The following is a 25,392-nucleotide window of genomic DNA, read 5'->3' as shown; positions in this document are numbered from 1 at the left end:
GATGTCAGTTTGGTTAGTCATTGCTTATTCTCCTGTTAGTGGATTATAAGCAGTTACACAGTTTTTAGGAAACTCCCCTATCAGCGCTTATTTTAACGGAGTTGTATCAGAACCATGAGCCAACAGACCTTCTTCAGTCACATCTAACTCTTCATGCTTGAGCTCTACTTGAATGCTATCAGTATGCACATGGGTGCTTTTGTTAATTTCGATGTCTTGAATAGCGTAGGTGTCTTTGGTAATAGTAGCCACTTGGCGAGATAGCACAATATCAATCGGTTCATCGCCAATCTCTATTTGTTTACCATTAATGGTCACTACAGCTTTGCTATCCAAAGAAGGCTCGACGTGGCGCAATATGTCTTTTTCATCGTAGTTACCAGAGAGTAAATCTTGGCTTTCTGCGTCATGATAATCAGTACGAATGGTGATATATTCTTCTACCAACTCAATTGGCACTTCAACAGTCTTAGTACGTGAATGCTTGGTGACGGTTACTTTACCCACATCTAAGCGTTCTTTGTTAATGACAGGACGCTCTTCTAATAGCTCTAAGTGTCCAACATTGACGGTATTATTCGTCTGCTTCGTTGAGATATTTTGTTCTTTATCCAAGTCATCTTGGTAAAGGCTGTTTCCATTTTCAGTAGTCATTGTTGTTCCTTTATAATTATAAAATGATGAGTTTTCAACAATCTAAAACGTTATATGCCAACTACATATATTAACTAGCTACATTTAATACTATAAACCATTCGCTCATGTTATGAATACAAAAAAGACCAGAGACATGCTCTGATCTTAATGGCCAAACATATGAGTTTAGCTGATTATTACTATCATATTTAACTGACGATATAGGAAATTTACGTCGTTAAACTATGACTTATTAGCATATTACATGCCACGAGCACGGCGTACATCTTCTGCTGTGATACCATCACGGTCTACTAAGTTACCTTCACGGTCAACCACGTTGCCGTCACCATCAACATCTAGCTCTTCGCGTTGAATGGTCTCAACCACAGTTTCAGTGTGATGATTGGTCGTCTTGCCAACATTTACTTCTTCAGAAACATAGGTTTCTTTGCTGACACGAGCACGTTCGGCCTGTAGCTCAACTTCAACTGTTTCAGTAGCATCGAGATCACCAATACGACGATCTGTTGGGCGATCTACGCTAGTACGTTGGATATTGGCATGTTCTTCTTCTAGATCTACATCGACATTGCGCTCTTCAGTAACGACATGCTTACCTACTTTTACTAAGCCAGCGACGATACGATCTTTATTCACTGTCAGACGCTCTTCTAATAGCTCTAGCGTATTTGGTGCGTCATAAGAATGATCTGCAATATCAACGCGATCTTCTACAGGGAGTGTATCAGCAGTAAATGCTTGACGATCTCTTTCATACTGCTCTTTATAGCTGTACTGGTAATCGTGATCATATACTTCCATGGCTTCTACTTGTGTTTTGGTCAAGCTATCAAAGAAGACATCATCACCAACGATACGGGCTAAACCTGCTGGTACCAGTACTTCTTTTGAACTAAACCAGCCGCCTGCATCTACGATTAAGTAACGAATACGACCAGTAGTGTCTTCTACTAAGGCACCTTCGATTTTACCGATTTTTTCTTCATTGATACCGTAAGCAGTTTTGTGCGTTGGGTCATAATAGTCATCACCAATTAAGTCTTGATGAGTAGCTTGAATATCTTTTAAACGGATTAGTTGACTCATTGTTATATTCCTTTTTTGCGAGTTTATTTTTTATAGTGTAATGGTTGATGTTGTTATTAATTTTTAGTAGAACCGTATTTATTACAGTTAATGGTAAGCCAAATGAATAGCTTCCCTATCAACTTGTAGCTATCCTAACACCGTGATTTTTGATGAGATATATAAGCAAGGTAGCAAAGTGTGCGCTTGCAGTAATTGCGTGTAATAGGCTGTAAGTGGCATAACATAGGAGGGGGTAGAAGTTAACGAGACTTTACACAGAGTAATATTCAACATTCATCGAAAGAAAGCAGACACAAAAAAACCGCATTACCATTAGCAATGCGGTTTCTCAATAAACAATAATTATCTAAGTATTATTTAGCTAACTTACTTTAAGTCAGTTAGACCTGCTTTATTTAAGCAAGTTCAATAGCAACGGCTACCGCTTCACCACCACCGATACACAACGTTGCGACGCCTTTTTTGCCGCCAGTGCGCTTTAGAGAGTTGATAAGCGTAATCAGAATACGAGCACCTGAACAGCCTACTGGATGACCAAGGGCACATGCACCGCCTTCGATATTTACTTTGGCATGGTCAAGTTTTAGCTCGTCCATTGCAGCCATAGTAACCATCGCAAAGGCTTCGTTAATTTCCCACAGATCTACATCATCTACTGACCAGCCAGCACCTGTTAATACTTTTTCAATGGCGCCGATTGGCGCAATGGTGAACTCGCTTGGGTGACGTGAGTTTGAGGCAGTAGCAACAATGCGAGCTTGATAATCAAGACCTTCAGCATTCGCTTGAGATTCTTTCATAACGACGACAGCTGCAGCACCGTCTGAGATTGAGCTAGCGTTTGCGGCAGTAATTGTACCGTCTTTAGCAAATGCTGGACGCAAAGTAGGAATGCGATCAGCGTTGGCAAGGGCAGGTTGCTCATCGGTATCAACAGTTTGCTCGCCTTTGCGAGTGGCAAACGTAACAGGCTCAATCTCATCTTTAAAGTGGTTGTCTTTGATAGCCGTCAGCGCACGGTTCAATGACTCAATAGCAAACTCATCCATTTGCTCGCGTGTATAGCCTTTTTCATCAGCCATTTCTTGAGCAAACATACCCATAAGCTTGCCAGTATCGGCATCTTCTAGGCCATCTAAGAACATATGGTCTTTAACTTCTTTATGACCCATACGATAGCCGCCACGTGAACCTGGCATGATATACGGTGCATTGGTCATTGACTCCATGCCACCTGCAACAGCGACGTTGAAGCTGCCCGCTTTGATACCATCATGCGCTTGCATGACTGCTTTTAGGCCTGAACCACAAAGCTTATTGATCGTGACAGCACCAGTCGCATCCGGTAGACCTGCTTTACGCATGGCTTGACGAGCAGGGCCTTGACCCAGACCTGCCGTCAAGATACAACCCATAATGACTTCATCGACACTGTCAGCGCTAACACCTGAGCGTTCGACAGCAGCTTTGATAGCGGCGGCGCCCAGCTCGGTAGCACTCATGTCTTTTAGTGCGCCTTGAAAGCCACCCATTGGTGTACGTGCGCCGTTTAGGATTACAATTGCATCATTTGACATCGTTATTATTCCTTGTTGTGCGTTTTGATTAAGTATCTACCAAGAAATCAGATGCCGATTGGCTAGCTTTTGCTTATATTATAAGCATCTGTCTTCTTCAGTATGTGGTTTATGCTAGCTCATCTAATCGTATACGTACCACTTTATCAGTAATGGTCTCTAACTTTTCAATTTTTTCGATAGCAAGATTCATCTGACTCTCGACCACAGGTAGCGTCAGAATAATCACTGGCACTTGACCTACTTTATGCGCAGGCTTTTGCAAGATTGCATCAATATTGATACCGGCATCACTTAGGATGCGGGTGATATCTGCCAATACGCCTGGGCTATCATAAGCATGCACACGTAAATAATATCCAGTTACCATCTGATCAGCACGCAATATAGGCGTGTCTGATAGCTGGTCAGGGATAAATGCTAAATGCGGGACATGATGTCCAGTGTTGCTCTGATCGTCGCGGTCTTTGCTACCCAGTACACGAACCAAGTCCATGACATCGGCCATCACTGCAGAAGCAGTTGCACCAGCACCAGCGCCATCGCCGCAATAGAGCGTCTGGCCAAGTGGATGTGAGTTAACCAATACTGCGTTTTTTACACCATTGACGTTCGCCAATAGCGCATCTTGTGGAATAAGTGTTGGGTGTACGCGTAATTCAACCCCTGCGTCACCATCGTTTTCGCTATCGCGGCGTACTGCAAACCCTAAATGCTTGATACGGTAGCCAAGCTCTTCGGCATAATTCACGTCTTGCAGGGTAATACCAGTAATACCTTCACAGTAGACTTTATCAAACTGTAGCGGAATACCAAAAGCGATAGAGGCGAGTAGCGCCAATTTATGAGCGGCATCAATACCTTCAACATCAAAAGTAGGATCTGCTTCTGCATAACCTAACTCTTGTGCTTCGCTCAATACGTCGGTAAAAGGACGGCCCTTATCACGCATTTCGGTCATGATAAAGTTACCAGTACCGTTGATGATACCAGCGAGCCAGTCGATTTTGTTGGCGGCCAGTGCTTCACGCATTACTTTGATAATTGGAATACCGCCTGCTACCGCTGCTTCATAAGCAACATGCACATTGTTTTCTTCAGCGAAGGCAAAAATCTCATTACCGTGTTCAGCGAGTAGAGCCTTGTTTGCCGTGACTACATGTTTGCCGTTTTTGATGGCCTGCATAATGACGTCTTTGGCTAAGGTAGTACCACCAATCACTTCGATAACAATATCGACATTATCGCTTGCGGCAATTGCCATCAGATCGCTGTTTTGCATGATATTGGTATCAATATCATCACGCTGACGACGCGTACCAACTTCGGTAATAATAATGTCGTGTCCGCTACGGCGTTTTAGCTCATTTAAATTGTCATTGATCAGATTGATCACGCCCGTTCCGACGGTGCCCAGACCAAGTATCGCTAGTTTGATGGAATTACTCACAGTATCCTCAAGAGGTTAAATACAATGAAGTCAGTATAAGCGATGACAGTGTCAAATGAGTCTGAGACATCAAACATAACGTCTGTGCGCATTGTCTAGTGCTGCCTGCCTATCTACTTCATCATAGTTGAATAAAAAAACTCAAATAAAAAGGGTGTTGCTCATTTTGCATCGCGCTTTATCGTATCATACCGACAAGGCATTGTGACGTCTATACAATCTCATAAAGAGCGATGTCATAAAGGCCAATGCTATAAAGGCCAAGTTTAGAAAGACAACATCATCAAGGTTATATCAGCTGACGATTATAAAAAAGCGGTAGCTTCAATCTTGTTTGGCATATGTATATGTCATTTATGCTTGATTGCCAATATTAGTCACTCTAATATGAGTGACTAATATTAATAACTCAAATGATTAGTTAGCGCCTACTGCTTGTGCCAATTCTGCTGCAGGCAAGTAGCCACCTACTTGTTGTCCTGTCTCAGTAAATACCGCAGGCGTACCGCGCACACCAAGTCTTGAGCCTAGAGCCATATGTTCTTGCACGGGGTTAGCACAGCTAGGGGATTGTACATTGGCACCGATTTTTGCTTGATCCATCGCAGCTTTACGATCCTGACTACACCAGATCGCTTCCATCTTTGGTACAGACTCTTGACTGCGTGGCCATGCCAAATAACGAACCTCGATACCGCGCGCATTGATATCATCCATTTCTGAATGTAGTTTGCGACAGTAGCCACAGTCTGCGTCGGTAAAGGCATAAATAACGGCTTTGGTTTCACCTTTCGCTGGATAAATCACCATGTCTTTTTTATCGACGGCTTTTAGCGCTTCTTGTGCTGTCGTAGCAACCAATGCAGCACTGATATCAACCGGAGCGGCATCACCCACAGCAATGATCTGACCTTGAATAATATGCTTGCCAGCTTTATCAGTAAAGAAAGAAGGTAGACCTTCAGCGGTCACCCAATAAATATCATCCATATCTGTCGGTACAGCTGAAACGATAGTTTCCTCGATACCAGAACTCTTTAGATTTGCCTGTAATGCCTTCACCACGGTTGCATCATTACCAGCTGAGGGCTTAGTAGCAGTGGATTTTGTCTGGGCAGCGTTTACAACGCTAGTATTGCTGGTTGCATCAGCGGCATTGTTTGAGCAGCCAGCAGCGATACCAACTAACAGCGCACTCATCATAAAACGAGATAGAACGGTACGAGAAAGAGGATTACGTAAGGTGGTATTTTTGATAGTGGGGAACGGCATACGGGTTTCCTATAGGCGTCGCGCCTAATCATGAGTTCGTTATAAAAAGCGCTATAAACTTTTCTATATAGTAATGTGTCTTGGCAGTGTTTTAAAGGTCTAACATTGAAGAAGTTTTTATAACTTATTGATAATAAAAGATAGGTAATAACATCCTTCATATTACCATATTTACGCCAAATAATAGCGAACGGAAGGCAGCCAAGAAGTATCAGTAAAGCCAACTTTAAAGAATAGCTATCAACATAAATTCAAAAAACAAGATACATTTGTGCTATTTAACATAGTTGCTTGAACTTGTAATCTATGGCTAATCGCATTGTTTCTATAAAAATCTGTATAAAGTGCATTGTATGAACCATTTGAGAACGACTTACTTTAACAAATTTGCTTTAAGGAGCACACATGGCAGGTGCCAGTTTATTAACCTTACTCGATGACATCAGTGTTTTAATGGATGATGTAAGCGTCATGACCAAAGTCGCTGCCAAAAAAACCGCGGGCTTAGTTGGTGATGATTTAGCACTCAATGCCGAGCAGGTCACAGGGGTTAAGCCAAATCGTGAGCTCCCCGTCATTTGGGCAGTTGCCAAAGGCTCTGCCGTGAACAAAGTGATTTTAGTACCAGCGGCGCTATTGATCAGTTATTTTATACCGTGGTTGATTACTCCGCTGTTGATGATCGGAGGGTTATACCTGAGTTATGAAGGGGCTGAGAAGGTCATTCACAAGTTTTGGCCGAAGTTGTTGCCTCATGATGAAGAGCAAAATGCCCGTTTAAAAGCCAACGCAGATGAGTCGGTAGATTTGGTCGCGTTTGAAAAGGACAAAATCAAAGGTGCCATACGTACCGATTTTATCTTGTCAGCTGAGATTATTGTTATCTCTTTAGGCGCAATTACAGCAGCTGGTGGCGATATTGTCCAAAAAGGCATCGTACTTTCGATAGTGGCTGCTGTCGTGACCGTCGGTATCTACGGCTTAGTTGCAGGCATCGTCAAGATTGATGATGCGGGTCTGCATTTGATTGAAAACTCACAAGCAGGTGATAGTAAGCGCAAGTTTGGCGAGTTTATGCTTGCAGCTGCGCCAAAGCTTATGAAATTTTTGTCCATAGCGGGCACGATTGCGATGTTCTTGGTGGGCGGCGGTATTATCGTTCACGGTATCGGCTTTTTGCATCACAGTGTAGAAGACATTGCCCATCTTACTGGGGTATTTGAAGGGTTAACCGCGTCATTGTTAAATGGATTAGTCGGACTGATTGTTGGCGCTATTGTAGTAGCTATTGTTACTACTATTGGCAAAATGCGTGGTAAAGATGACACAGCGTCTTCTGCGCACTAAGCTTATCTGCTTTTTATTGTCTCTCGTTTGAATTAGCAAGTAAGTTTGACTGTATTAAAATAAAAAGCCCCAAAGCTACGAATAGCTTTGGGGCTTTTACGTTTGAGCTTATATGACTAGCTGTCGCTGTCTGTATCATCAGATGCAAGCTTTTCAGCCTGCGTCGGCTTCTTATGATCCGTCTTAGGCTTACGACTGCGCGCCTTTGGTACTTTTGGCGTAGTCAGATTGAACATACCGGTCTGTGGTAGTAATTGCTCAGCCACATTTTCGATCATGTTTTTATAGCTGGCTATAGTCGTCTTAGACTTAGCTGCCTGACTGTCTTCTTTGCTAGTCTCTTTAGTAGCTTCTACTACTGCCGATTCAGTCGTCTGCTCAGTCTCTGCAGCTATGTTTTCTGCAGCATCTTCTACTTCATTGCCAGTTTGCTCTGCAGGGATTTCGACTTCTGCGTCCTTAGCTTCTGACTGAGCACGCTCGACTTCTAGCAATTGCTCACTATCAGCACTGACGTTTTCTGTCTGTGTCTGATTGGCGAGGGCAGTTGCTTCAACGTCATGCGCATCGACTTTGCTATCGGTTTGCTCAGTGATAGCTGGTTCCGCGTCACTTACTTGTTCAGCAGGTACGCTCAATACAGCGGGTTCCTGATAATCAGGATGCTGTCCGCGTGGATCGTTGCTAGCACGCTTAGTGATAGCACGTGGCTCAACGTCTGTCTTACCTTGTGCTGCTGCGAATTGACTGACAGCTTTGGTCATCGCTTCAAAGCGTGCGAGGTAGTCGGCAGCCAATGGTTGATAGCCATAGTTGCTAAAGTCAAAGCTCTGGCTAGCAGTATTAGGACTGTTATCAGTACTCTGAGATTGCTCATTATGCAAAGCAATAGTCGCGATAAAGCAGTTGATAATGCCTTCTTCTGCTAAGCGAGTTTGCGCCTCTGGTAGCGTGGTGCGAATAAACTCACCAACCGTACCACGTATTGCTGGCACATTAGTAGCAGCTGGCTTGTCCGCTTGAGCGGCTTGCTGAGCGAGTACTACACGTGGATCGTTACTCGCTTGCCCAAACTTTTCAGCAGTCACGTAACGTGTGCCAAATAGTGCTTCATGGGTTAGCTCAAGTGCTGAGTTACTCACACTACTTGTGCTTGCACTATTACTGTCAGCCTGAGTATTTTGAGCTTCATCACCCTTACTCACATTTTCAGCAGTCTTGGTTTCCTGCTGTTTTGGAGTCTCTGTAGCTTTTTCAGCATCAGCAGTTACCAACGTTGGAGCTTCCGCTTGGCTTTCGGTGTTACTCATAGAGGTGGATGGTGCCTCTACAGCTACAAGTGCTTTTTTCTCTTCAGCAGCCTGCTCATGCTTAGGTACATCGTTTTGCACCTTAGCTTGTTCGGTAGATGCACGCTTATCGTCATTTACCTGATTGGCATTTGCTTCCACCATACTTTTTTCGTTATCGCTTTTCTTATCAGCGTTCGAAGCAGTGGTTTTTTGCTTATCAGTGTTCTGCTCATTGCTACTGTGCTTATCAGTAAGTTTTTGAGCAGCTGTTTCGTTTGAATGCTCATCTTTTGCTATGTTGTTTGTCGCGCTTTGCTGCTCACTAGGCTGAGTTTTGGCCTGTGTGGATTTGCTATCATCTAAAGATAGATGCACCACTTCAGGGGCTTTTAACTCAGTTGGCGCTTCATTGACCTGTAGCACGACCTCGTTAGGGTCTTGATTGCGACGTGCACTATGCTGATTTTTGCTATTGGCAGCATCGTTGTTTCTAGCGTTCTGCTGTTTGCCCTGCTTAACGTTGTCAGCCGTTAGTGTCTCACCGCGCTCTAGCTTACCGCGTGAGCCGCGTTGGCTATGCGATTTACGCTTAGTACGAGTTTGCTCATCTGCTTTAGAGCTGTCAGCATCACTGCGCTCGCTTGCGTTACGATTGCTGTTCTGTTGACTGCTATCTTGGCGGTTATTACGATTGCGATCGTTCGTGCGTCTGTTATCGTTTTGACGCTTGTCTTGCTGTCTTTGGTCTTGAGTATCAGACGATTTGTCATCAGCATTGTTTGAGTTAGTACTTTCTGAGCTACTGTTTACGTTGCCAGTATTCTCGTCAGTTGTCTCTTTTCTTTGACGCGGCTTAGAAGATCTAGACTTACGCGGCTTACGTCTTCTTCTGTCTTCATTGCTGCTGTCATCAGTATCGCTATCATTACGACGCGCCTGTTGACGATTAGCGTTGTTATCTGACTGTTGGCTGTCGTTTTTCTGACTGTTGCTTTGTTGAATTGGCTGCTCACCAGTTGCAGCGGCATTATTCAAGGCATTGCTATCAACTTGACCAAACGAGCCTAAGCTTTGCGCGCCAGTGTTTACTAGCGCTTCGATTGCTTGAGCGGCATCTCGGCTACTGACACTAGGTGTCGTAGTGGCTTGTGGTGCTTGAGCAAATAGGTTTGATAACCATGCAACGGCTTTTGGTTGAGCAGTAGCTTCGACACTCTGTGTCTGCGGTGCTACTGGAGCGGCAACACTAGCAGTTTTATTAGCTTGCGGTGCATGTGCAGGCGACACGTCGTTGGTATTTTTATGATTACGACGATCATTGCTATGATTTACCGTATCGTTCTGCGTTTGCGTGGCTGCATTTTGCTGAATGTTTGAGCGGTTCTGCTTATCATCTGCAGTTTTACGAGGCTGGCGAGTAGGTTGCTGTTCAGGACGCTCTTTTTCAGCAGTCTGCCAGTCAACGTTGTAGCCAAGGTCACTGTGCTCTTGTTGCTGAGTATCAGTGATACGCTCATAGCTCGATGGTGCAAAGCCATCACGGTTGAAATGAAGCTTGAAGTTTGGTGATTCTAAATGCGCGTGTGGCAAAATAGTGATACGAGTGCCACTGTCTTGCTCAAGATAAACCAAGCTATCGCGCTTTTCATTTAATAAGAATGCTGCGATGTCTGTTGGGACTTCTGCTTGTACTTCACCTTGACGTTCTTTTAGAGCGATTTGCTCAATTTGACGCATGATAGATAGCGACAATGAGCGCAAGTCACGAATCATACCGTTGCCATGACAACGTGGGCAGATATAGCCTGTTGACTCTTCTAATGAAGGACGTAGACGCTGACGGCTCATTTCCATCAGACCAAATTTAGAAATATCACCAAATTGAACGCGCGCACGGTCATATTTGGTCGCGTCGATTAGACGTTTTTCTACTTCTTTTTGGTGCTTATTGTCATTCATGTCAATGAAATCAATAACGATCAAACCACCCATATCACGCAAACGAAGCTGACGAGCAATCTCATCGGCTGCTTCTAAGTTGGTATGGTAAGCGGTCTCAGCAACGTCTGAACCTTTGGTTGACTTAGCTGAGTTAATATCAATAGAGACCAGTGCTTCTGTTTGGTCAATAACGATTGAACCACCTGATGGCAAGCGTACTTCACGCTGATAAGCGGTTTCGATTTGCTTTTCGATATTGAAGCGCGAAAACATCGGCTCATAATCGGTATATTTGCGTAGCTTTTCGGCTTGTTTTGGCATTACCGCATCGATAAACCCAGCCGCTTCAATATAAGCGTTTTCGTTATCAATCCAAATCTCAGCGATATCATCACGCAGATAATCACGAACAGCACGTGTGACAACGCCCGCTTCTTGGTGAACCAAGCGCGGTGATGGGTATTTTTGGTTTTGTTCTTGAATGGCTTGCCAAATGTTGAGCAAGTGATTTAAATCGTGCTGCAAGTCTTCTTGCGTTTTACCAATACCAGCAGTACGAATGATGACACTCATGCCTTTTGGTAAATCAAGGTTGCTCAGCATACGCTTCATATCTTCACGCAGTTTGCCCGAGATTTGACGTGAGATACCACCACCGCGAGGGTTGTTTGGCATTAATACTAGGTAGCGACCTGCTAATGACACATACGTCGATAGGGCAGCGCCTTTATTGCCGCGCTCTTCTTTTTCAACTTGGACGATTAGCTCGTCGCCTTCTTTAATCAGTTTTTTGATGTTTTCGTCACGTGGGTTGCCGCTTAGGTATTCAGCAGAGATTTCACGGATTGGCAAAAATCCTTGGCGTTGAGAACCATATTCGACAAATACTGCTTCGAGCGATGGCTCGACACGGGTCACATGACCTTTGTAAATATTAGATTTTTTTTGTTCACGGGTACGGTTTTCTAGGTCGAAATCGTACAGGTGGTTGCCTTTACATAAGGCGACACGAATCTCTTCGTTTTGAGTGGCGTTGATCAAAATGCGTTTCATATTTGTATCCTATGAGTACGCATGACAACGATAAGACAGTCTTTAGGACATAGTGGCAAGTGTGGCTAATATTGTGATTAGCGTGTGTAGATGTTCATTAACGGTAGAACGTAAATCGTGGGTTTCATAAAGCACATGGGCTTTTTCAATGGCTTCTTTTTTACCTGAAATAATGAGCAGCGCTCACATTAATATCAGTAATATAGGGTGTAAAGCTACGGTACTTATATTTTATCATCAGTAAACTTGGTACATATATGAATGTGTCAGCGAGTCAAAGCGCTCTTATTCTCAGTACGTTCTATTGGTAGTGATTTCAGCGCACGTTGTAAGCGTGGGCGAGGGTCAGTTACAGTTCTAAAAAATACTGATATTAAAAAGGCGTGGTGCTGTTGCCATTCATCCATCAAAGTCTAACAATAATATCGCGGTCATGATTGCTACTATATAGTGGCATCATTCAGCGGTTGTTTATTCAGGTGAAGCAATTGGTTACTCTTTGTTTATCGTTCTTCGTATAACGTCAATAATATCTTGGGTGTCTCAAGGTTAGGTGTCGCAGCTTTTGTTATCAGCGGGGCGTACTTGGCAAACAGAGTAATGGACCAGCTTGTCAGCGTGGTATCGTATTTACATTGTTATCGTCATCTGTTTGACCACCAATACTTAGGCAGCTATCGATATACTTTTCGATCCTAACGCTAAACTACCCATACTTGCTCAACTATGCTGGCATAAAGAACCATCAGATAAATAGTCATTAAATAATGATTGGTTATCAAGTACGGTCGTTGTCATGCAATTAGTGAGTCAGTGTTGTGTTGTAATCGGTTAATAAGCTGATTTATTATCAGCGTTATTAACGCGAAGGTATTTAGTGTCACTATTTATTTTATGGTACCGAATAACATTCAGTACAGTATTTTTAATTTGTAGGGCTATATTTGGTAAGTAATACCTCTAAATAAATAACGCGCCCTAAAATTAGATGAAACGTGTCAGGTCAGCAGGATAAATAGTGTCAACCTCTTTACTGGCGAGTAGTAGAAAACTAACAAGCAATAAAATGGTGGTCAACTATTTGTAACAACAATGATTATTGCTGTCGCCTCTGCTTAATTGTCGCTCAACATGCTAAACTATAGCAAATCTTTGTGTAAATACCTAACTAAAAATGACAAACTCAAAAATGACTGACGACGCTACTACCCATGAAGCCCCTGCTATTTTTAATAGCAAAACACGCCCACAAAGCGCTGACGATGAGATTAGCAACTTCGGTAAGGTGAACTACCTCGAAGTAACGCGCCATCAACACGATCAGCGTTTGGATAACTTTTTGTTAAACCGTCTAAAAGGTTTACCAAAATCACATATTTATAAAATGATTCGCTCAGATGAGATACGCGTCAATAATAAACGCTGTAAAGCACACGATAGAGTGCAGCGTGAAGATGTGGTACGTATTGCCCCTGTAGAGCTAGCAACGCGTGAAAAACCAATTATTAGCACCGAATTTGCCAAAAGCTTGCTGGCGCGCGTGGTCTATGAAGATGACGGTTTGCTAGTGCTAAATAAACCCTCTGGTATCGCTGTGCATGGCGGTAGCGGCTTGGACTTCGGGGTTATCGAAGCCATGCGTGAAGTGACGGGTAAAAAATACCTAGAGCTGATCCATCGCATCGATAAAGACACATCAGGGCTGCTGATGATTTCCAAAAAACGCTCAACGCTTAAAGTATTGCAGCAGCATTTGGTAGACAAGACCATTCAAAAGCACTATCTATGTCTAGCCAAAGGACAACCTGCGCTTAATGAGCAGCGTATCAATGCGCCATTGCTACGTTACACGCTTGCCAGTGGTGAGCGCCGAGTGAAAGTAGATAGCCAAGATCCACAAGCGAAAGAAAGCCAGACTGATATTATTATCCATGATCGCTTTACGATTAATAGTCAGCCAGTCAGCTTGATTGAAGCCAAGCCATTGACGGGTCGCACTCATCAAATCCGTGTACATTTAGCGCATATCGGTCATGCCATTTTAGGTGATGATAAATATAACGTCCATGACAAATCAGGCGTCCATCGTCTGTGTCTACATGCATGGCGCTTAGACATTCCAGGCTACAAGACCATCACTGCGCCATTGCCAGACGATATGGCAGATTGGCTACCAGAAACAACGAAATTGCCTGAATAGTTTTCCAAAATAAACTCTTGTGCCAAACTATTTTTGTACTTTCCTAAACGTCACGATATCTTATTTTTACGAATAAGCCACCGTGACGTTTTAGTATCTGCTATTTATTACTTTTATTCATCAAGGTAAACCCATGACCAAACCAGCTACAATTTCAGAAAGCATCATAAATACTCAACCATCAGCAGAACACAATCTGTCTGATAAGACGTTGATTATTTTTGATTGGGACGGCACCCTAATGGATTCAATCGGCCTGATTGTTGATTCTATGCATGTAGCTGGCGAAGCACACGGGTTTAAAACGACTGATAAAGCCGTAAAAGATATCATTGGTCTGAGTTTAATGAATGGGATTAAGATTTTATATCCGCAGGCAAACGATGCGCAGTTGCTTGAGATTCAGCAAACCTATGCAGAGTACTATATTGCAAATAGTCACAGTACGCCGCTCTTTGAACCGATAGAGCGTATGTTGCAAATTTTGCAGCAGCAAGGCAAAACGCTCGCCGTAGCAACGGGTAAAAAAAGAAAAGGGCTAGATCGTGTATTAGATGCTTCAGATAGCCATGATTATTTTGCGATTACGCGTTGTGCTGATGAGTCAGGCTCAAAACCTGATCCGCAGATGTTAACCGATATTTTGGAGTACACGCAGCAGCAGGTTTCTGATGCTGTGTTTATCGGTGACAGTATCTATGACATTCAGATGGCAACAGCATTGGGTATGACCAGTATAGCGGTGAACTATGGTACGGCAACGAGTGCAGAGCTTGCTGCGCAAAACCCAACCTATCAAGTTGATACTCCACAGGCGCTAGTAGATTTGTTATGCGGGTAGAGCTACTTTTATAACCCTTATTATTTTTATAGCATACCGATGATAATAATGATTGAATAAACAGGCAATAAAAAAGGGTTTATCGTAATAGCGATAAACCCTTTTTATTGGAGACAACGATGTTTATTTGTTTTCTTTTTCAACGCTTTCTTTTTCAATAGCGTCTTCTAACTCAGCGCCTTCTAGCAATGCAAAAGAAGACTCGATGATTTTGTCTGCATCAAGCTGATACTCATACCAGTTGCCCATTATCCCAGCCAACTCATCGAGACCTTCTTTTCTGAGGGCCGAAAACAACTGAATGGTACAGTTTAAGCCCAGTTTTTTCAGGCGTTTACGAGTCTCAAGGAGGGCATTTTTAGAAGCACCGTACTTCAGTTTATCTGCTTTGGTCAGCAGAATATGTACTGGTAGCTCACCATCATTTGCCCAGTGCAGCATTTGCTCATCAAAAAACTTAAGCGGATGACGAATGTCTGTCATCAGTACTAGACCTGCAAGGCTTGAACGTGATACCAAGTATTCTTCTAGCTCAACCTGCCATTCTTTTTTCATCTCTAGGGGAACAGCGGCATAGCCGTAACCAGGCAAATCAACCAAACGTCTGTCAGTATCACCGATACTAAAAAAGTTAATCATCTGCGTGCGTCCAGGTGTCTTAGACGAGCGAGCCAATTGACGCTGATTGGTTAAGGCGTTGATAGCTGATGATTTGCCAGCGTTTGAACGACCTGCAAAAGCGACTTCCAATCCCATATCAGGCGGACAGAGACGAAAAGTAGGTGCTGACATCATAAACTCAGTTTGCTGAATTTTCTGACGAGATTTGGTATTGAACAAGGCATGTTCAGCGGCGACATCGTTAAACGGGGTACTCATAAATGGCTCATTAATCTTAAAAAATTGGATGCGATTATAAAATTTTAGTCAGCTGATGATTCAAGTAATTGGTCAAGCGATAGGTAAATCAAGTTAAAAGGTTATTTTTCATCGATGCAGTTATGTGCAAATCATAAAAGTAGTTATTTAATATTACTGGCTATTCTATACTATTCCGTGTCTTACTTATTGAAATAACTGCGATTAGCATCATATAAATAGTAGGATAACATTAAAGTTGGTCAGTCATTAAGACAAGTTCTCAGCTTTAACAAAGCCATATCCAAATTCTCTATGTTTATATGACATATATTGTTACAATGTTTAACGAAGGATGTTTAATAGAACGATTGATGAGACACGTGAAATATCACGAGGAGGTGCTCTATGTTTTCAATCAGTAAACTTCTTAGCACGAGTTATCGCGCTATAATTGCTAGCAGTGCTGGACTATTATTAAGTGGCATTATGATTAGCAGCGCAGGTGCGGCAGATATCGCCACTACCTATAATAACTCATGTGCAGCCTGTCACGATAGTGGGGCGTTGAATGCCATTAAAAAAGGTGATAGTGCCAAATGGCAACAGCTGATCAAACAAAAAAGTATGCCGACACTCATTAAGTCTGTCAAAGGTGGGATGCCGCAAATGCCAGCAGGTGGTCTTTGCGACAAATGTAGTGATGACGACTATCGTAAACTTATCGAATATATGAGCAAATAATCGACTTATAAATATAATTTGAACATATAAAATAAAGCGCTGGGCTAATAACCTATCTGCGCTTTTTGTTTTTGCGTCATATTGTATATTGTGTTGCCAGAAAACTGATGGATACTATGATTAAGTAGGCAAATGATACAAAGTCTTGCTATAATAATCGAAAATAAACCCTGATGTTAGTAAGTACTTTCAGACTGCTTGTGTCCAAGACCTCAAAATATACGCCATTCTCATGATTAAAGAGGCGGCTATATCAGGTATCTTACCAGTGCAATCACTCTAAATAATGCTTACGCCGAGCTAGTAGGATTTGTATCAATGAAAAAGTTAATCGCTGCTGCCAGCTTATGCGTTGCAAGTTTCAGCGTACAAGCTGCTATTATTGTTCCTGAATATGACGTCAATGCAGGTCAAAAAGTTGCAGAAACCGTTTGTGCCGCTTGTCATGGTCTTAATGGCGTCAGCATTGTTCCTGCACAGCCAAACCTTGGCGGCCAAAACGTAAAGTACCTATATAAACAGCTAGTCAACTTTAAAGCAGGCTATCGCAAAAACGGTATCATGCAATCACAAGTTGCTAATCTGTCTCAACAAGACCTAGCCAACGTAGCAGGTTATTACGCCAGTCAAGCGCCTTGGGGCGTTGGCTACGGCAACCCTGCAACCAACCAAGAAGCGACTAAGCTATTCTTGGGCGGCGACAAGTCGCGCGGTGTTATTGGTTGTGCCGGCTGTCATGGTCCAGACGCCGCAGGTAACACTTGGGCTGCATTTCCAAAACTAGGTGGACAGCATGCTCAGTATATTGCTACTCAGCTAAAACTATTCCGTGCCGCTGGACGTGTTGATGATATCGATAGCGATGATCAAAAACGAGTCAATGATGCAGCCAAAGAAGGCGAGATGGGTATGATGCAAACGGTTGCATCGAAACTATCAGATCGTGACATTCGTATCTTGTCAGATTATGTAAGTGCTATTCACTAATTGAGTCGCACTGATGCGATATCTGATACATACTTTGCTTTGCATAGAAGGCCATTGAATGAAGCCACTGAGTACTGAATCGCATATTGATTATATCTGAATGACTAAACCCCGATTTCGGGGTTTTTTTATAACTGTTTGTCCCTTATATTAAGACAGTATTTAGATGAATTCATTTACAGAGGCCAGTCGTTGCTCTGTATAATTATAAGTTATTGTTATTCACTTTATACCGATTTTCAAAATACGATTAGCCTTGTCAAACATGTTCGGTCTACCATGCGTGGTACTTGCACTTGTTTTATTTGCTACTCTAGTTTTTGTGAATGGTATTAGATCGTTTGGATTGAAATTATGATGATCCGTTATGCTTCTTATTTTATCGCGGCGCTACTACCGTTATTGCTATTTCGTTGGTTTGCACCTGCGTCAATTGGTGAGATTGATTTTTGGTTACTATGGTTATTAGCCATGGTATTGGTTGCACTGCCAGTTGTCTACGCTGAAATAGCGTTGGCCTATCGCAGTGTCGAAGGACCTCTAGCGGGTATGCAAAAGCTCACTCGTGAAGCAGATGTCAGTCCAATATGGCGCAGCTTTGGTTGGTTAGCGGCATTAGTCTCTATTCTGATTGCAGCGTTGGTTATATCTGGCGCAAGTACGGGTATATTGTCTGCATTAACTGAGCTAAATAGCGTACCCGATGTGCCTAGCTTCGCAGTGGCTGCAGGCCTGATGGTCATTGCGTTACTCTTAAGCTTGCTGGGTGTTGCACCTTTACCTATTGGTTTGGGGTTGATGGTAATAGGGTTGTTGCTAGGGTTCGCAAACGGTGTGCCAAGTGCTGGTTTTGCCATGACGGATGTCAGTTTGACGGAATGGGCACGCGCAGTCGCGCTAGCATTAGTGAGTGTCGGTGCGGGTACAGGACTATACTGGTTCGGTCAGAACTTGGTGAGTAAGCAGACAGTCACAGCGGTAGAAGCCAACAATCAGCAACCAAAAAACAGAGTGGCTACTCGTGAGTACCGTGCAACCAAGTTAGTGTTACCGATTTGGGTATTGCAACTGCTGATAGGAGTAGTGGCTTTATTTACTAGTGGTATGTCGCTACCGCCAATTGGACAGCTGTTATATTGGGGCGGGGTTTTATTTGTAGCCAGTTACTTGCTACATTACAGCACGCAACAGTTAACGCATAAATTTGGATTATTAGTTAGTTTGATAATCACTTTTGCTGTAGCGTTATTACTAGTGGTTGCGATTCCGACAGCATGGTTAGTTGGTATCTTGGTTATTATTAGTAGCATTGCTGTACTATTATTATCAGTATTTGCGGGTTGGCAGATGAAAATCAGCCATTTACGTAAGTCACTGAATTTTAGCAATGAAGCAGTTTATAACTTGTGGCGAGTTGCGATACGTTTAGTCGTACCATTAGCATTGCTGCTAGCATTGATAGGTTGGGTGATGCAGTGGTTGAGCTAACGGTCGAAGGTCGTGACAGCAGTGTGCCACAGTCTACGCAAGCCAATCTAATAACAGTATATCTGGCGTATGCTGAAGATGAGCAGCGCCAGCATTATCTAGCTTTGCAGGTTAGACAAGGTACTAGTTTATATGAAGCATTGGCGCAAGCAGGGTGGCTTGAAAAGTTTGCTGAGCTGGCAAAATGGTGTGAGCAAGTAATAGATATCACCACGCCAACTGCGAAACGTTGGCATGTAGGGATTTATGCGCAGAAACAGCCATTAAGCTATTTGCTACAGCCTTTTGACCGTATCGAGGTATATCGCAGTTTAAGCGCTGATCCAATGTCTCAGCGCAAAAATAAATCTCGCGGTTAAGTTATTATTAATTTTAACTGTTAGTCATTCGAGCTGATAAGTCGTACGGATTACGATGCTGGTAAGCTCTCGATACCTTCGATGCGAGTGACCAAACCATTATCATCAAAGTAAACGACTAAGTGTTGGCTTGCATTTTTGACATCAGCAATGCCTTTACGGCGGCCTTCGGTGCCTGCTTGGTAATCGTAAATGTAATCCCAGCGCTTAGGCTCAAGGGTATCTCTAATCGCAGGACTGCCAAGGATATAAAGTACTTGGTTCTGATTCATCCCTACTTTTAGTTTTTGTGCTTGGGTTTGAGTAATTGCTGTGCCTTGAGGCAAATCAATCTTATAAACGCTCAATAGTGAGCAGCCAGACATAGCGACAGTAGCGCTCAGCATACTGGTGATAACAATGTTACGTAGTACGCTGGCATGGCTTAACGGACGAAAATTTAATGTCTTTATCATGGTAAGATGACTCATAAGAAATGAATTAGGCGCGGCCAAAGTTAGATGGTGCGAGTCTGACCGACAATCTTGGACAAATGATACGTCATTTACTTGCAATTGCCTACCACTTACGACATTATTTACCAAACACCACCTGAATGGTTTTATTATTTATATTTTAAATTCATAGGCTTGCACTGCGGTTATTCAGGGAATTATAAAGCAGTCCTTCACCTCATCAGCACTGTTTTGAGGGTGTTAAAACCACTTATATTTAATAAAGAATAATCAGCAACGATTATTTATCTCATATTTTTTAGTTTTTCATTTGCTAAGACTGTCACAGTCAGAAGGGATATTATGGCTTCTTTTACCAATCAAGATTTACGTAGAGCAGGATTGAAGGTTACGTTACCTCGTATTAAGATTTTAGAGCTGCTAGAAAGCGCCGAGTTACACCACATGAGTGCAGAAGAAATATACAAAGCGCTCATCGAACAAGGTGAAGATGTTGGTCTTGCCACGGTCTATCGTGTACTCACACAATTTGAGCAGGCGGGCATCGTTGAGCGTCATAACTTTGAAAATAACTTGTCAGTGTTTGAAATTACCCAAGAAGAGCATCACGATCACTTGGTTTGCGATGTTTGTGGCAAAATCATTGAATTCCATAATGAGATGATCGAGGAAGAGCAGCTGAAAGTCGCAGAAAAACATGGCTTTAAACTGTCTGGGCATTCTCTCGTGCTATATGGTATCTGCGCGGATCAAGCCTGTAGAGACAGCGCGAAGTAATTGTCTAGCGTATAAGTAGAAACGCTTATTTCTATCAGCACTACGATATCGAACAATAAAAGAAGCCCTCGTTATAAATAACGAGGGTTTCTTTTATATATGTCTATTCTGTATGGGAAACTCAATAACTTAGCTCACATCTAACGATAAACTATCAGCACCTTCATCTAAATTAGCCTTGCCGTTTTTGCTACTTAGCTTAATTTTGAGGCGTAGATCATTAGGGGAGTCGGCATGTAGAATCGCTTCTTTATACGTTATCTCTCCTTGTTCGTACAAATCAAAAAGTGCCTGATCAAAGGTTTGCATGCCACTGTCTCGTGAGCGTGTCATCACATCTTTAATCTCATGAACTTCCCCTTTACGGATATAGTCACTGATCAGCTGCGAATTTAGCAAAATTTCAATAGCAGCGCGTCTTCCTTTACCATCAGGTGTGGGGATAAGTTGCTGTGCGATAATAGCTTGCAGGTTCAACGACAAATCCATAAACAACTGGTTATGGCGACTGGTTTCAAAGAAGTGAATGATACGATCAATTGCTTGGTTAGCGTTGTTTGCGTGCAACGTTGCAAACACTAGATGGCCAGTTTCTGCGTACTGAATAGCATAGCTCATGACTTCACGGTTACGAATCTCGCCGATTAAGATGACATCGGGTGCTTGGCGTAGCGTGTTTTTTAGGCCCGCTTCAAATGAATGGGTATCGATACCAACTTCACGCTGGGTAATAATACAGCCGCGATGCTTATGAACAAACTCGATAGGGTCTTCTATCGTAATAATATGACCATGAGAGTTTTGATTGCGATGTCCTATCATTGCAGCAAGGGTAGTAGATTTACCTGTACCCGTTGCGCCAACTAATAGAACAATACCGCGTTTTTTCATGGCCAATTCTTTTAAAGCTGGCGGTAAGCGTAATTCTTCGACCGTTGGAATGTTATTTTCAATTTTTCGTAAAATCATTCCTGCCATATCACGCTGTACAAATGCACTGACTCGAAAGCGAGCTTGCTGCGCTTCATCAGAGATCGCAAATTGACACTCATTGGTTTCTTCAAACTCTTTTTGCTGGCTTGGTGTCATTACACCTTTGACCAATCTCATGGTTTGCTCAGCACTCAGAGGTGTTCTACCGACAGGTAAAATTTTTCCATTCACTTTCATGGAAGGTGCTACGTCAGCAGTAATAAAAAGGTCAGAGCCATTTTTGCTGATCATTAATTGTAATAGTTTATCAATGTCCATATCGCACCTGCACCAGATGTAAGTCAATTAAAATCATATTTTAAATACGTGAGTAAAAAGTAATAAAGTAAAAACAGAGACCATAAGTTGTTTATTATTTTTAGTGGTATCTGTCAGTACTATCTATCAATACTATAAAAATGCCTCAGGTTGCTTGGCATAAGGACGTGCAACATCTTTACTAATGGTTCCCTTACTTACCAAGTTCTTTAACGTTTGATCAAGGGTGATCATGCCATCGCCTGCACCTGTTTGGATAGCAGAGTACATTTGAGCGATTTTGTTCTCACGTATCAAGTTACGGATAGCAGGGGTACCTATCATAATTTCATGGGCGGCTATACGTCCACCTGCTTGACGACGTAACAGGGTCTGTGAAATAACAGCTTGCAATGATTCTGACAACATAGCGCGGATCATATCTTTTTCAGCAGCTGGGAATACATCAATAACGCGGTCAATCGTTTTAGCCGCTGAGCTGGTATGCAAGGTACCAAACACTAAGTGACCAGTCTCTGCCGCTGTCAGTGCCAAGCGGATAGTCTCAAGGTCACGTAGCTCACCAACCAAAATAACATCGGGATCTTCACGTAAGGCAGAGCGCAATGCTGGTTCAAAACCCAAAGTATCACGGTGTACTTCACGCTGATTGATCAAGCTTTTTTTAGATTGATGCACGAATTCAATCGGATCTTCGATAGTTAAAATATGCTCTTTACGGCTTTCGTTAATATAATCAATCATCGCCGCAAGTGTTGTTGACTTACCTGAACCTGTTGGGCCCGTTACCAGTACCACACCACGCTTAAAGTCAGAAACGCGTCTAAAGACATCGCCCATACCTAAGTCTTCCATTGTTAATACTTTAGAAGGAATGGTACGAAATACAGCGCCTGCACCGCGGTTTTGATTAAAAGCGTTGACACGAAAACGTGCTAGATTAGGAATTTCGAAAGAAAAATCCGTTTCAAAAAACTCCTCAAAGTCGGCACGTTGCTTATCATTCATGATGTCATAAATAAGCTGATGCACGACCTGATGGGTCATCTCTGGCATATTGATACGGGTCATTTCACCATCGACACGTATCATGGCCGGCATACCTGCTGAAATATGTAAATCTGACGCCTTATGCTTAACCGTAAAGCGCAGTAAGTCTTCGATATTAAGATTGTTTTTTTCGGCCATAATTTGATATTCCTATCACTTAGTCTAGGTAAGACAAAACACTATAAAAGTACGTGGTAAACTATTCATCGATAGCCTTAGTATAATAAGAAATGGCAAGAAGCTCACTAGTACAGGTCTTTACCATCACTAGCATATTCAGCAGCATATGTTAAAGCATGTAACAATATCATAACAAGACTGTGAGTATTTAACCATCTACTAAATTAAGAAAAACCAGAACTGTATCGTTTTAAAATAATTCTTATAGAAGTTATTTCTGATTTACTTTAAAAATCGGATAGTTGTGTTTTTTTATAATAAAAATTGCAGAAAAAAATTTCAAAAAATCAATCAAGCAGTAAGGGCAAAATATGAAGGAAATGAATGGCAATATTGATGAAGTGACACTTATCGATAACTGGCAGCAAGTTAATACGCAGATGAAGCAAGCATGTGATCATGCTGACAGACAGGCTGACAATATTATGCTGTTGGCTGTTTCGAAAACGAAACCTGCCGATATGATTGCAACTTTAGCGAAGCAGGGACAGCGTGATTTTGGTGAAAACTATCTACAAGAAGCCATCGAAAAAATTACTGAACTTAAAGCTCAGCCTGTAGGCAAAAGTATCGTTTGGCATTATATCGGTAGTATTCAACGTAATAAGACACGTGACATTGCAGAGCACTTTGATTGGGTGCAAACGGTTGAGCGCGATATCATCGCCAAACGATTGAATGACCAACGACCAGCTGACCTGCCACCATTGAATGTGTTGATCCAATTAAATATCGATAACGAAGATAGCAAATCCGGATGTTTGCCAGCTCAGTTGCCAGAGCTGATAACAGCGATCAAAGGGTATGAGCGTTTACAGCTACGTGGTCTAATGATTATTCCTGCTAAGGCAAATACGGATGCCTTTGCTCGAACTAAGCAGTTGTTTGAAGAGGTTAAAGCCGATTGTCCAGAGCTAGATAGCTGGGATACGCTTAGTATGGGTATGAGTGGTGATATGGCAGAAGCGATAGAAAACGGCACAACAATGGTACGTGTCGGCACTGCTATCTTTGGTCAACGTGCTTGAAACAATGTGAAAAGGCTAGTTAAGCATCCTTTAACTAGCCAGTAAGTTAAATAACATCTTCTAATTTGGTGACTAGCATCTGCGTAATTTTGAGATTATCAGTCGCAATAATCTCAAATCGATAATTGGCATACTCAATCGTGTCGGTCTTTTTAGGGATTTTTCGGAGCATATACATCATAAATCCACTGATAGTCTCGTAATTTTGACTGCGTGGTAGGTCGACGATATCTAATGCACGAATTACATCTTCGATAGGGGTCATGCCATCGATTAGCCACGAGTTGTCAGTGCGCTGGACGATAGGTTGTTCCTCTAGCGTTACCAACTCACCCATCACAATGCTCATCACGTCTTTTAAGGTGATAACACCAACGACTAGGGCATATTCATTCACAATAACCGCAAAATCAGCGCCAGTAGATTTAAACATCTCTAATACTTCAAACAAAGACAACGTATCAGGCACGAAAAGTGCTGGTTTCAATAGAGTCTTGTTCGTTAAGCTAACTTCTTGTTGGTTCAAAACCAAAGCTAAAAAGCTACGAGATTCCACATAGCCAACGATATGTTCTAAATCATCATCATGGCAGACCAAAAATTTATTGTGTGGCTGCTCAATCATGATATTAACGACTTCTTCGGTACTTGTCTTGGTATCAAAGTAAACGATATTTTCGCGAGGGTTCATTACTGAAGTAACGGTACGCTCTTGCATATCAAAGATATTTTCGATCAAGTGATGCTCTTGCTTCTTTAATACACCTGCTTCAGCACCTGCATCCATCACTGCATAAATATCTTCTGGTGTCATATCATCTTGACGGATGGTTGAGATGCCAAAAAGCTTAAACAGGATATTTGCAGCCCCATCGAACACCCATATAATGGGCTTTAGTATAAATATTAACAACATCATCGGGCGCACAAGCCGTACCGCTATCGTCTCTGCATTTGACATGGCCAAACGCCTAGGCATTAGATCAGCAAGTAGTGAAAACAAACTCGTAATAAGTACAAACGATATAACCGATGCTATCGTTTCACTATTCAATAACTGCTCGAGATAAGGACTAATGGCCGACTCACCCACGGCACCAGCTGAAATAGCGACCGCATTTAGCACTATTTGTACGACGGTGATAAAGCTACCAGGATGCTCTTGCATATTGAGCACATCAAGTGCGCGAACATCGCCTTCTTTTGCCATAATTTGGAGCTTGATTTTGCGGCCTGCAGCAATGGCAATCTCAGCAGCAGAGACAAAGGTACTTAAGGCAAGCAGTAAAAGAAGAAAAACACTAGCGGTTAGCAAACTCATGACGTACTCGAAAAAGAAATAAAGATAATTGAGGCAAAATAGTTAGTGAAACTGTGTGGAAAAGAATATGGTTAGGTGTAAAAATTTTTGATGGATAAAAACCAAAAAAGCTGGGCAAGCACCCAGCTAATAGTAAAAATTCGATATCTTGTAAAACTGGCTAACTAGTACC

Annotated in this window: 20 protein-coding genes; 9 read left to right on the top strand and 11 right to left on the bottom strand. The window is 42.4% G+C overall.

Features of this window, described 5'->3' with window-relative positions; all coding sequences use genetic code 11:
• Nucleotides 1-87 precede the first annotated feature (87 nt).
• The 5 genes from I3249_RS07070 to I3249_RS07050 all read right to left on the bottom strand — a co-directional run bounded on the left by I3249_RS07070 (nt 88) and on the right by I3249_RS07050 (nt 6,048).
• The gene (locus I3249_RS07070; RefSeq protein WP_179798156.1) at nt 88-654 is read right to left on the bottom strand and encodes a DUF2382 domain-containing protein; all 567 of its coding nucleotides are present in this window, start codon (nt 652-654) and stop codon (nt 88-90) included.
• 243 nt (nt 655-897) lie between these two features.
• Complete coding sequence (locus I3249_RS07065; protein WP_238069271.1) at nt 898-1,746, bottom strand: PRC and DUF2382 domain-containing protein; 849 nt, start codon at nt 1,744-1,746, stop codon at nt 898-900.
• Nucleotides 1,747-2,144: 398 nt separating this feature from the next.
• Complete coding sequence (locus I3249_RS07060) at nt 2,145-3,326, bottom strand: thiolase family protein (RefSeq protein ID WP_238069270.1); 1,182 nt, start codon at nt 3,324-3,326, stop codon at nt 2,145-2,147.
• Nucleotides 3,327-3,435: 109 nt separating this feature from the next.
• Complete coding sequence (locus tag I3249_RS07055) at nt 3,436-4,776, bottom strand: homoserine dehydrogenase (RefSeq protein ID WP_238069269.1); 1,341 nt, start codon at nt 4,774-4,776, stop codon at nt 3,436-3,438.
• 417 nt (nt 4,777-5,193) lie between these two features.
• The gene (locus I3249_RS07050; RefSeq protein WP_238069268.1) at nt 5,194-6,048 is read right to left on the bottom strand and encodes a DsbC family protein; all 855 of its coding nucleotides are present in this window, start codon (nt 6,046-6,048) and stop codon (nt 5,194-5,196) included.
• 405 nt (nt 6,049-6,453) lie between these two features.
• Between I3249_RS07050 and I3249_RS07045 the strand changes: the two genes are divergently transcribed.
• Nucleotides 6,454-7,395, top strand: a complete 942-nt coding sequence (locus I3249_RS07045; RefSeq protein WP_102090795.1) for a DUF808 domain-containing protein — start codon at nt 6,454-6,456, stop codon at nt 7,393-7,395.
• Between the two features lie 116 nt (nt 7,396-7,511).
• On the opposite strand, the gene I3249_RS07040 is transcribed toward I3249_RS07045, so the two are convergent.
• A complete protein-coding gene (locus I3249_RS07040; protein WP_238069267.1) occupies nt 7,512-11,681 on the bottom strand; it encodes an Rne/Rng family ribonuclease in 4,170 nt (1,389 codons plus the stop codon).
• 1,189 nt (nt 11,682-12,870) lie between these two features.
• Between I3249_RS07040 and I3249_RS07035 the strand changes: the two genes are divergently transcribed.
• Both I3249_RS07035 and I3249_RS07030 read left to right on the top strand, forming a co-directional pair.
• On the top strand, nt 12,871-13,881 hold the full coding sequence (locus tag I3249_RS07035) for an RluA family pseudouridine synthase (RefSeq protein ID WP_101205527.1): 1,011 nt from the start codon (nt 12,871-12,873) through the stop codon (nt 13,879-13,881).
• 133 nt (nt 13,882-14,014) lie between these two features.
• On the top strand, nt 14,015-14,722 hold the full coding sequence (locus tag I3249_RS07030) for an HAD-IA family hydrolase (RefSeq protein ID WP_238069266.1): 708 nt from the start codon (nt 14,015-14,017) through the stop codon (nt 14,720-14,722).
• 123 nt (nt 14,723-14,845) lie between these two features.
• On the opposite strand, the gene yihA is transcribed toward I3249_RS07030, so the two are convergent.
• Nucleotides 14,846-15,601 (bottom strand): ribosome biogenesis GTP-binding protein YihA/YsxC, encoded by a 756-nt coding sequence (gene yihA, locus I3249_RS07025; protein ID WP_238069264.1) that lies wholly within the window; start codon nt 15,599-15,601, stop codon nt 14,846-14,848.
• A gap of 387 nt (nt 15,602-15,988) precedes the next feature.
• Here yihA and I3249_RS07020 point away from each other — a divergent pair, with 387 nt between their 5' ends.
• From I3249_RS07020 to I3249_RS07005, 4 genes are all read left to right on the top strand, one after another.
• Nucleotides 15,989-16,324 (top strand): c-type cytochrome, encoded by a 336-nt coding sequence (locus I3249_RS07020; protein ID WP_238069263.1) that lies wholly within the window; start codon nt 15,989-15,991, stop codon nt 16,322-16,324.
• Between the two features lie 318 nt (nt 16,325-16,642).
• Entirely contained in the window at nt 16,643-17,311 is a 669-nt protein-coding gene (locus tag I3249_RS07015) for a c-type cytochrome (protein ID WP_101205531.1), read from the top strand.
• A gap of 354 nt (nt 17,312-17,665) precedes the next feature.
• Nucleotides 17,666-18,799: a hypothetical protein gene (locus tag I3249_RS07010; RefSeq protein ID WP_102078085.1), complete on the top strand. Its 1,134-nt coding sequence runs from the start codon at nt 17,666-17,668 to the stop codon at nt 18,797-18,799.
• The gene (locus tag I3249_RS07005; protein ID WP_238069261.1) at nt 18,787-19,158 is read left to right on the top strand and encodes an RnfH family protein; all 372 of its coding nucleotides are present in this window, start codon (nt 18,787-18,789) and stop codon (nt 19,156-19,158) included. The genes I3249_RS07010 and I3249_RS07005 overlap by 13 nt, the downstream gene beginning before the upstream one ends.
• 50 nt (nt 19,159-19,208) lie before the next feature.
• Here I3249_RS07005 and bamE read toward each other — a convergent pair whose 3' ends face one another.
• A complete protein-coding gene (gene bamE, locus I3249_RS07000) occupies nt 19,209-19,628 on the bottom strand; it encodes an outer membrane protein assembly factor BamE (protein WP_058024230.1) in 420 nt (139 codons plus the stop codon).
• Between the two features lie 327 nt (nt 19,629-19,955).
• On the opposite strand from bamE, the gene fur reads away from it, so the two are divergent.
• Nucleotides 19,956-20,390: a ferric iron uptake transcriptional regulator gene (fur, locus tag I3249_RS06995; protein WP_058024231.1), complete on the top strand. Its 435-nt coding sequence runs from the start codon at nt 19,956-19,958 to the stop codon at nt 20,388-20,390.
• A gap of 129 nt (nt 20,391-20,519) precedes the next feature.
• Here fur and I3249_RS06990 read toward each other — a convergent pair whose 3' ends face one another.
• Together I3249_RS06990 and I3249_RS06985 are read right to left on the bottom strand one after the other, a co-directional pair.
• Nucleotides 20,520-21,641 carry a PilT/PilU family type 4a pilus ATPase gene (locus I3249_RS06990; RefSeq protein WP_238069259.1) on the bottom strand — a complete coding sequence of 374 codons (1,122 nt, stop codon included), beginning with the start codon at nt 21,639-21,641 and terminating at the stop codon, nt 20,520-20,522.
• A gap of 132 nt (nt 21,642-21,773) precedes the next feature.
• Nucleotides 21,774-22,829 (bottom strand): type IV pilus twitching motility protein PilT, encoded by a 1,056-nt coding sequence (locus I3249_RS06985; RefSeq protein WP_057758253.1) that lies wholly within the window; start codon nt 22,827-22,829, stop codon nt 21,774-21,776.
• Nucleotides 22,830-23,182: 353 nt separating this feature from the next.
• Here I3249_RS06985 and I3249_RS06980 point away from each other — a divergent pair, with 353 nt between their 5' ends.
• Nucleotides 23,183-23,899 (top strand): YggS family pyridoxal phosphate-dependent enzyme, encoded by a 717-nt coding sequence (locus I3249_RS06980; protein WP_269137223.1) that lies wholly within the window; start codon nt 23,183-23,185, stop codon nt 23,897-23,899.
• Between the two features lie 46 nt (nt 23,900-23,945).
• Here I3249_RS06980 and I3249_RS06975 read toward each other — a convergent pair whose 3' ends face one another.
• On the bottom strand, nt 23,946-25,220 hold the full coding sequence (locus I3249_RS06975) for a hemolysin family protein (RefSeq protein ID WP_057758257.1): 1,275 nt from the start codon (nt 25,218-25,220) through the stop codon (nt 23,946-23,948).
• Nucleotides 25,221-25,392 lie beyond the last annotated feature (172 nt).

The organism is Psychrobacter sp. Ps1, from assembly GCF_022129425.1.
Classification (GTDB): Bacteria; Pseudomonadota; Gammaproteobacteria; order Pseudomonadales; family Moraxellaceae; genus Psychrobacter.
Note: the sequence above shows the minus strand (reverse complement) of the source record. Positions and strands in the feature narration are given on the sequence as shown.